General features: G+C 68.7%; 9 protein-coding genes. 2 read left to right on the top strand and 7 right to left on the bottom strand.

Annotation, left to right across the window (positions count from 1 at the left end):
• From I73_RS04355 to I73_RS04325, 7 genes are all read right to left on the bottom strand, one after another.
• The coding region (locus I73_RS04355; protein ID WP_022979494.1) for a hypothetical protein at positions 1 to 504 on the bottom strand (504 nt) is incomplete at its 3' end.
• Between the two features lie 54 nt (positions 505 to 558).
• Entirely contained in the window at positions 559 to 2,250 is a 1,692-nt protein-coding gene (locus tag I73_RS04350) for a long-chain-fatty-acid--CoA ligase (protein WP_022979493.1), read from the bottom strand.
• 102 nt (positions 2,251 to 2,352) lie between these two features.
• Positions 2,353 to 3,090: a 5'-methylthioadenosine/adenosylhomocysteine nucleosidase gene (locus tag I73_RS04345; protein WP_022979492.1), complete on the bottom strand. Its 738-nt coding sequence runs from the start codon at positions 3,088 to 3,090 to the stop codon at positions 2,353 to 2,355.
• A 37-nt stretch (positions 3,091 to 3,127) separates the two neighbouring features.
• Positions 3,128 to 4,552 (bottom strand): NAD(P)(+) transhydrogenase (Re/Si-specific) subunit beta, encoded by a 1,425-nt coding sequence (locus I73_RS04340; RefSeq protein ID WP_022979491.1) that lies wholly within the window; start codon positions 4,550 to 4,552, stop codon positions 3,128 to 3,130.
• Positions 4,549 to 4,761, bottom strand: coding sequence for a hypothetical protein (locus I73_RS04335; RefSeq protein ID WP_022979490.1), 213 nt, complete (start codon positions 4,759 to 4,761; stop codon positions 4,549 to 4,551). Before I73_RS04335 ends, I73_RS04340 begins: the two co-directional genes overlap by 4 nt.
• A complete protein-coding gene (locus I73_RS04330) occupies positions 4,758 to 5,072 on the bottom strand; it encodes an NAD(P) transhydrogenase subunit alpha (protein ID WP_022979489.1) in 315 nt (104 codons plus the stop codon). Before I73_RS04330 ends, I73_RS04335 begins: the two co-directional genes overlap by 4 nt.
• A 32-nt stretch (positions 5,073 to 5,104) precedes the next feature.
• Positions 5,105 to 6,235, bottom strand: a complete 1,131-nt coding sequence (locus I73_RS04325; RefSeq protein WP_022979488.1) for a Re/Si-specific NAD(P)(+) transhydrogenase subunit alpha — start codon at positions 6,233 to 6,235, stop codon at positions 5,105 to 5,107.
• A 202-nt stretch (positions 6,236 to 6,437) separates the two neighbouring features.
• Between I73_RS04325 and I73_RS04320 the strand changes: the two genes are divergently transcribed.
• Positions 6,438 to 6,932, top strand: coding sequence for an NUDIX domain-containing protein (locus I73_RS04320; protein ID WP_022979487.1), 495 nt, complete (start codon positions 6,438 to 6,440; stop codon positions 6,930 to 6,932).
• Positions 6,933 to 7,127: 195 nt separating this feature from the next.
• Positions 7,128 to 7,915 (top strand): C1 family peptidase (locus tag I73_RS25885; protein WP_148289681.1); only part of this gene is annotated, 788 nt, incomplete at its 3' end.

The following is a 7,915-nucleotide window of genomic DNA, read 5'->3' as shown; positions in this document are numbered from 1 at the left end:
GTCGTCCCGCAGCCCCAGGGCGAAGCGCCGGGCCAGGGCCTGCAGTTCGGGCAGGCCGGCGGCACGCTCCACCTCCAGCGCGAAACGGTAGCCCTTCATCAGCCCCAGCTGGCCCTTGGCTTGCGCGGTCAGGGTGTCGTAGAGGGTGCTGTAGCTCGCCTCGGCAATGGCCTGCTGCACATCCTGCTGCAGCTGGGCGGTCTCGTCGCCTTCGGGCCGGAACTCGCCGGGCACCGTGTCCGCATTGTCCGCGGGCGGCCCCTCTGGCCTGCGCACCGGGCGGGCGGCCCCGCCTGTGCCCGGCGCCTCGGCGATCAGGCCGGCCTCCAGCAGCGCGGCCAGGTCCGCATCCACCAACCCCCGGATCTGCTGCAGCCAGAAGGCGCCCGGCTGGCTGTCGTTGATGACCAGCAGCAGGTTGCGCACGGGGCGGGACAGGGCCAGGGACCGGGACTGGATCTCTGCGTGGCCCGCGGCGGTCTTGACGTAGCGTGGACTGCTCATGCTGTCTGACGGCCGGGCAAGGGCGCACGTGAGCGTGCGCGAGGGGGCTCGGGGTCAGCGCGCCGGCGTGGCCGGCCGGTCGCGCAGTTCGCGCCGCAACACCTTGCCCACCGGCGTCTTGGGCAGGTCGTTGCGGAACTCCACCAACTTGGGCCGCTTGTACCCGGTCAGGTTGGCTTCGCACCAGTGCCGCACATCGGCCTCTGTCACTGCGGGATCCTTCTTCACGATCACGACCTTCACCACCTCGCCGGCCTTCTCGTCGGGAACCCCGACGGCGGCACACTCCATGATGCCCGGCATTTGGGTGATCACGTCCTCGACTTCGTTAGGGTAAACGTTGAAGCCGGACACCAGGATCATGTCCTTCTTGCGGTCGACGATGCGGAAGTAGCCGCGCTCGTCCACCATGCCCACGTCGCCGGTGCGGAAGAAGCCGTCGGCGGTCATCACGCGGGCGGTCTCGTCCGGGCGCTGCCAGTAGCCGGCCATCACCTGCGGGCCGCGCACAGCGATCTCGCCGGCCTGGCCGGGGGGCACCTCGTGGCCCTCGTCGTCGATCAGGCGCAGCTCGGTGTTGGGCACCGGCAGGCCGATGGTGCCGCTGTAGGCACTGGAGGTGGTGGGGTTGCAGGACACCACCGGCGAGGTCTCCGACAGGCCGTAGCCCTCGCAGATCGGACAGCCGGTCTTCTCCAGCCACAGCTTGGCCGTGGCCTGCTGCACCGCCATGCCGCCGCCCACGGACATCTTCAGGTGGCTCCAGTCCACCTTGTTGAAGTCCGGGTGGTGGGCCAGGGCATGGAACAGGGTGTTGACCGCCGGGAAGCTGTGGAAGCGCTCGGTCGAGAGCGTCTTGAGCGTGCCGGCCAGGTCGCGCGGGTTGGGGATCAGGATGCCGCAGCCGCCCATGCGCAGGCCCAGCATCATGTTCGTGTTGAAGCCGAAGATGTGATAGAGCGGCAGCGCGCAGATGGTGACCACCTGGCCTTCGTCGGCCACGCGGTCGATGGCCGGGCGGTACCAGGCCTCGGACTGCAGCACATTGGCCACCAGGTTGCGGTGCAGCAGCACCGCGCCCTTGCTGACGCCGGTGGTGCCGCCGGTGTACTGCAGCACGGCGATGTCGTCCGGGCGCACGCTGACCGGCTTGAACACGGCACCCCGGCCCTGGGCGATGGCGTCGTTGAAGCGCACCGCGTCAGCCAGCTGGAACTCGGGCACCATCTTCTTGACCCGGCGCACCACGTGGTTGACCACCGCGCCCTTGATCCAGCCCAGCATGTCGCCCATGGCGGTCAGCACCACGTGGTCGACCACCTTGGCGTGGGCCTGCGCCGCCTGCAGCGTGGCGGCGAAGTTCTCCATGATGACGATGGACTTGGTGCCGGCGTCCTTGAGCTGGTGCTCCAGCTCGCGCGGGGTGTAGAGCGGGTTGACGTTGACCACCACCATGCCCGCGCGCAGGATGCCCGCCACCACCACCGGGTACTGGGGCACGTTGGGCATCATCACCGCCACGCGGTCACCGGGTTGCAGGCCGCTGGCCTGCAGATAGGCCGCGAAGGCGCGCGAGAGCTCGTCCACCTGGGCATAGCTGAAGCTCTTGCCCATGAAACGGTAGGCCGGCAATGCGGCGTGCTTGCGGAAGCTCTCCTCCAGCAGGGCGACCAGCGAGGGATAGACCGACACGTCGATGTCGGCAGGCACGCCTTCCGGATAGTGCTTCAACCAGATTCGTTCCATTCCCGGGGACTCCATAGATGCGGCCCAGATCGTAATCGAACGATCGTTCGAAAATAAGTCCGATCCGGGTAATCCCGGGGGGTGTATCCGGGGCCTTGGCGCTTAGCCCGCCTGCAGCGCGGCCAGCACGATGTCGCGCGAATACGGGGCCGCCACCTGGCGCAGAAAACGCGGAAAGTCCACGTGCGCGTCGTCGTCGGCGCGGTCGGAGATGCTGCGCAGCACCGCGAAGGGCCGGCCGAAGTCGTGGCAGACCTGGGCCACCGCCGCGCCCTCCATCTCCACGGCCAGGGCGTCGGGCAGCTCGGCCCGCAGCGTGTCCACCTCGGCGCGCGAGGAGACAAAGCGGTCGCCGCTGATCACCAGCCCGGTGTGGACACGGGGCGCCTGCACACCGAACTCGCGCAGCGCGGGCGGCGGTGCCTCGCGCAGCACCCGTGCGGCCGCGCGGGCCAGCCGGCCGCAGAGCGCGCCGTCGGCGGCGAAGCGGCTGATGCCCGTGAGCGGCACCTCCCAGCGCGGGAACAGCGGCGAGGCGTCCATGTCGTGCTGCAGCAGGGTGTCGGCCACCACCACGTCGCCCACCGCCACGCCGGGGCCGATGCCGCCGGCCACGCCGGTGAACAGCAGCGCATCCACGCCAAAGCGGTCCAGCAGCAGCGCGGCGGTGGTGGCCGCGGCCACCTTGCCCACGCCGCACAGCACCAGGAGGGTGTCGTGGCCGGCCAGGCGGCCGCGGTGCAGGGTGCGGCCGGCCAGGGTCTGGGTGTGGTCGACGTCCAGCCGCGCCTGCAGCGCGGCCAGCTCGTCGGGCAGGGCGCTGACGATGGCGAGGGTCATGCCCGCATGGTACGCGCGCCCGGCCCTCGCGCCGCCCTCACTCCACGGCCTTGACCATCTCCTCGACCACCTTCTTGGCGTCGCCGAAGACCATCATCGTCTTGTCCATGTAGAACAGCTCGTTGTCCAGGCCGGCGTAGCCCGCGGCCATCGAGCGCTTGTTCACGATGATGGTCTTGGCCTTGTAGGCCTCCAGGATGGGCATGCCGTAGATGGGCGAGCCCTTTTGCAGCGCGGCCGGGTTCACCACGTCGTTGGCGCCCAGGATGATGGCCACGTCGGTCTGGCCGAACTCGCCGTTGATGTCTTCCATCTCGAAGACCTGGTCGTAGGGCACTTCGGCCTCGGCCAGCAGCACGTTCATGTGGCCGGGCATGCGGCCGGCCACCGGGTGGATGGCGTACTTGACCGTGATGCCCTTCTCGGTGAGCTTCTCGGCCAGCTCCTTGACCGCGTGCTGGGCGCGGGCCACCGCCAGGCCGTAGCCCGGCACGATGACCACCGTCTCGGCATTGCCCAGGATGAAGGCCGCGTCGTCGGCGCTGCCGCTCTTGACCGAGCGCTGCACCTGGTCGCCCGCGGCCGCGGTGGCGGTGTCACCGCCGAAGCCGCCCAGGATCACGTTGATGAACGAGCGGTTCATCGCCTTGCACATGATGTAGCTGAGGATGGCGCCCGAGCTGCCCACCAGCGAGCCGGCGATGATCAGCATCGCGTTGTTCAGCGAGAAGCCGATGCCCGCGGCTGCCCAGCCCGAGTAGCTGTTGAGCATGGACACCACCACCGGCATGTCGGCACCACCGATCGGGATGATGATCAGCACGCCCAGCACGAAGGCCAGGGCCAGCATGGCGAAGAAGGCGCTCCAGCTCTCGGTGGCCATGAAGGCCAGGCCCAGGCCCACGGTGGCCAGGCCCAGCACCAGGTTCAAGAGGTGCTGGCCGCCGAACTGCACCGGCGCGCCCTGGAACAGGCGGAACTTGGACTTGCCCGAGAGCTTGCCGAAGGCGATGACCGAGCCGCTGAAGGTGATGGCCCCGATGGCCGCGCCCAGGAACAGCTCCAGCCGGTTGCCGGTGGGGATGGGGTCGCCCTTGGCCAGGCCGTGCAGCAGGGCGCCCGGCTCGGCCACGGCGGCCACCGCGATGAAGACCGCGGCCAGGCCGATCATGCTGTGCATGAAGGCCACCAGCTCGGGCATCTTGGTCATCTCCACCCGCTGGGCCATGATGGCCCCAGCGCTGCCGCCCACCAGCAGGCCGACCAGCACCCAGGACAGGCCCATGGGCGAGCCGGCCAGCTTGGCGATCAGCGCGGCGGTGGTGAGCACCGCGATCGTCATGCCGGTCATGCCGAACACATTGCCGCGGATCGAGGAGGTGGGGTGGGACAGGCCCTTCAAGGCCTGGATGAAGCAGACGCTGGCGATCAGGTACAGCAGCGTCACGAGGTTCATGCTCATGCGGGACTCCCGGGCTGGGGCTGGGCAGAAGAGGAAGCGGCGATGGCCTGGCGGACCTGGCGCACGACGAGGGCCTCCAGGGCCATCGTGACGAGTGCGGCCAGCGCGCCCGCGCTGCGGGACTCGGCCAGTTCGGCCACGACCACGCCGACGAAGCTGGCGTTGATCAGGCCGACGATGAAGACGACGGTGAGGATGAGGGGCTTCACGCCTTCTCCTCCGGCTTCTTCTTCTCCTTCTTCTTGAACATCTCCAGCATGCGGCGGGTCACGAGGAAGCCGCCGAAGACGTTCACCGCGGCCAGGGCCACGGCCAGCACGCCCATGGTCTTGCCCAGGGGGGTTTCGGTCAGCGCGGCGGCCAGCATGGCCCCCACGATGACGATGGCAGACACCGCATTGGTCACCGCCATCAGCGGGGTGTGCAGTGCGGGGGTGACGGTCCACACCACGTGGTAACCCACGTAGATGGCCAGCACGAAGATGATCAGGTTGATCAGGGTCGGGGACACGGCGTCCATGGCAGGGCTCCGATCGATTCAGGGAATGGGGTTCAGGCGCGCAGCACGGCGCCGTCGCGGGTCACCAGGCAGGCGGTCACGATGTCGTCGTCGGCCGGGATCGTCAGCGAGCCGTCCTTGGGCAGCACCAGCTTGAGGAAGTCCAGCACGTTGCGGGCATAGAGGGCCGAGGCATCGGCGGCCACCAGCGCCGGCAGGTTGGTCTCGCCGACGATGGTCACGCCGTGCTTGACGACCGTGCGGCCGGCCTCGGTCAGCGGGCAGTTGCCGTCGCTGCCGCCCGGGCCCTTGCCCGCGGCGATGTCGACGATGACCGAGCCCGGCTTCATGGCCTTCACCATCTCTTCGGTGATCAGCACCGGCGCGGCGCGGCCGGGGATCAGGGCGGTGGAGATCACCACATCCGCCGCCGCCACGCGCTTGGCCACCTCGGCCTTCTGGCGCTCCAGCCAGCTCGGCGGCATCGGCCGGGCGTAGCCGCCCACGCCCACGGCGGCCTCCTTCTCCTCGGCGGTCTCGTAGGGCACGTCGATGAACTTGGCGCCCAGCGACTCGACCTGCTCCTTCACCGAAGGCCGCACGTCCGAGGCCTCGATGGTGGCGCCCAGGCGCTTGGCGGTGGCGATGGCCTGCAGGCCCGCCACACCCACGCCCAGGATGACGACCTTGGCCGCCTTCACCGTGCCGGCCGCGGTCATCAGCATGGGGAAGAACTTGCCGTAGCGGTCGGCCGCCATGATGACCGCCTTGTAGCCCGCGATGTTGGCCTGGCTGGACAGCACGTCCATGCTCTGGGCCCGGGTGGTGCGGGGCGCGGCCTCCAGCGCGAAGCTGGACAGGCCGGCGGCGGCCAGGGCGGCCAGGCCGTCCTTGTCGAAGGGGTTGAGCATGCCCACCAGGGCGGCGCCGGGTTTCATCAGGGCCAGTTCGTCGGCCGAGGGGCGCTGCACCTTCAGCACCAGCTCCGCGCCCAGGGCGCCGTTGCGGTCCGTCAGTGTGGCCCCGGCGGCCTCATAGGCCGCGTCCGGCACGCTGGCGGCCAGGCCTGCGCCGGCCTGCACCTTCACCTGATGGCCCTGGGCCACCAGCTTCTTGGCCGTCTCGGGCGTGACGGCCACACGTGTCTCTCCGGCCGCCGTTTCCAGCGGAACGCCGATCAACATGGGTCTCTCCTCTGCTTCAACATGGGGATGGGTTCACGGGACGATGCGTTGCCGCCCCTGATGGGCGAGCAGCTTACAGGCAACAGGCGCTTCTGCGGCAGGGCTCGTACCGGGATGTCGTGCCGGGCTGACGCCATGCGACGGCCATGCGACGGCTTCCCCCCAGAACGCAGCCGGGTTTCAGGCTCGTTACCATGCCGGCATGGGCGATAAACGCTGGAAGCCAAACGTCACCGTGGCTGCGGTGATCGAACAAGAGGGCCGCTATCTGCTGGTCGAGGAGATGACCTCCCGCGGCTTGCGGCTCAACCTGCCGGCCGGCCACCTGGAAGCGGGGGAAAGCCTGCTGGAGGGCGTGGTACGCGAGGTGCTGGAAGAAACCATGCGCCCCTTCGAGCCACAGGCGCTGGTCAGCATCCAGATGGGACGCCTGCTGCCGCGCGGCGACGAGGACATCACCTTTTTGCGTTTTGCCTTCACCGGCACGGTGCAGGCCCCTTGGCCCGGCCGGGTTTATGACTCGCCGGTGGTGGCCAATCACTGGCTCAGCTGGGACGAGCTGGAGGCCTGTCAGGCACGCCACCGCAGCCACTTCGTGCGCGAGAGCGTCCAGCTCTACCGGGAGGGGCACCGTCATTCGCTGTCGCTGTTGCACACGGATCCCAGTGTCTATGCCGTTGGGCCGGCGGGTGGTTGAGGCATGGTTGCCGTGCATCGCGCAGGCATCCACGACAGTCCTTCGGGCTGAAGGCCCCCAGACAGCGAGCGGACTAGCCTCGTGTGCCTGGCGGATGCCGTCCATTGCGAACAGGCGCATAGTCGCTGCGCGGGCTGGCCGGCAGCAGTCAGGCGCGGGCGAGTCCGCACCCTACTACTTCAGGGAGACAACACCATGACCCGTCGCACCTCTTCCGTGGCACCTGCCGCGCTCGTCCGCCGTTTCGGCTGGATCCCCGATCTGCCGGATCTGCGCGACCACCTCTACTCGGCCCCCGTGCCACGCACCGGCAAGCTGCCGGCTGTGGTGGATCTGCGCAGCAAGTGTCCCCCGGTGTATGACCAGGGCCAGCTCGGCAGCTGCACCGGCAACGCCATCGCGGCGGCGGTCCAGTTCGACCGCATGAAGCAGAAGGCCAAGCCGGCGTTTGCGCCCTCGCGCCTGTTCATCTATTACAACGAGCGGGTGATGGAGCACACGGTGGACTCCGACAGCGGGGCCATGATCCGCGACGGCATCAAGAGCATCGCCAAGCAGGGCGTCTGCAACGAAAAGACCTGGCCCTATGTGCCGGAGCAGTTCACCTCCAAGCCGAACGCCGCGGCCTACAAGGAGGCCCTGCAGTTCAAGGCGGTGCAGTACCAGCGCGTGGTGCGCAGTCTGTCCCAGTTCAAGGGATGCCTGGCGGCGGGCTATCCCTTCGTCTTCGGCATCACGGTCTACGAAAGCTTCGAAAGCGACGCCGTGGCCAGCAGCGGCGAGGTGCCCATGCCCTCACCCGGCGAGAAGATGCTGGGCGGTCATGCGGTGCTGGCCGTGGGCTACGACGACAGCCAGCAGCGCTTCATCGTGCGCAACTCCTGGGGCAAGGACTGGGGCCAGGCCGGTTACTTCACCCTGCCCTATGCCTATCTGACCGAGACCAATCTCTCGGACGAATGTGTGGACGGTTCGCGCCATCG

Origin of the sequence: Ideonella sp. B508-1, assembly GCF_000333615.1 — a bacterium.
In the GTDB taxonomy this organism is placed as follows: Bacteria; Pseudomonadota; Gammaproteobacteria; order Burkholderiales; family Burkholderiaceae_C; genus Ideonella.
Note: the sequence above shows the minus strand (reverse complement) of the source record. Positions and strands in the feature narration are given on the sequence as shown.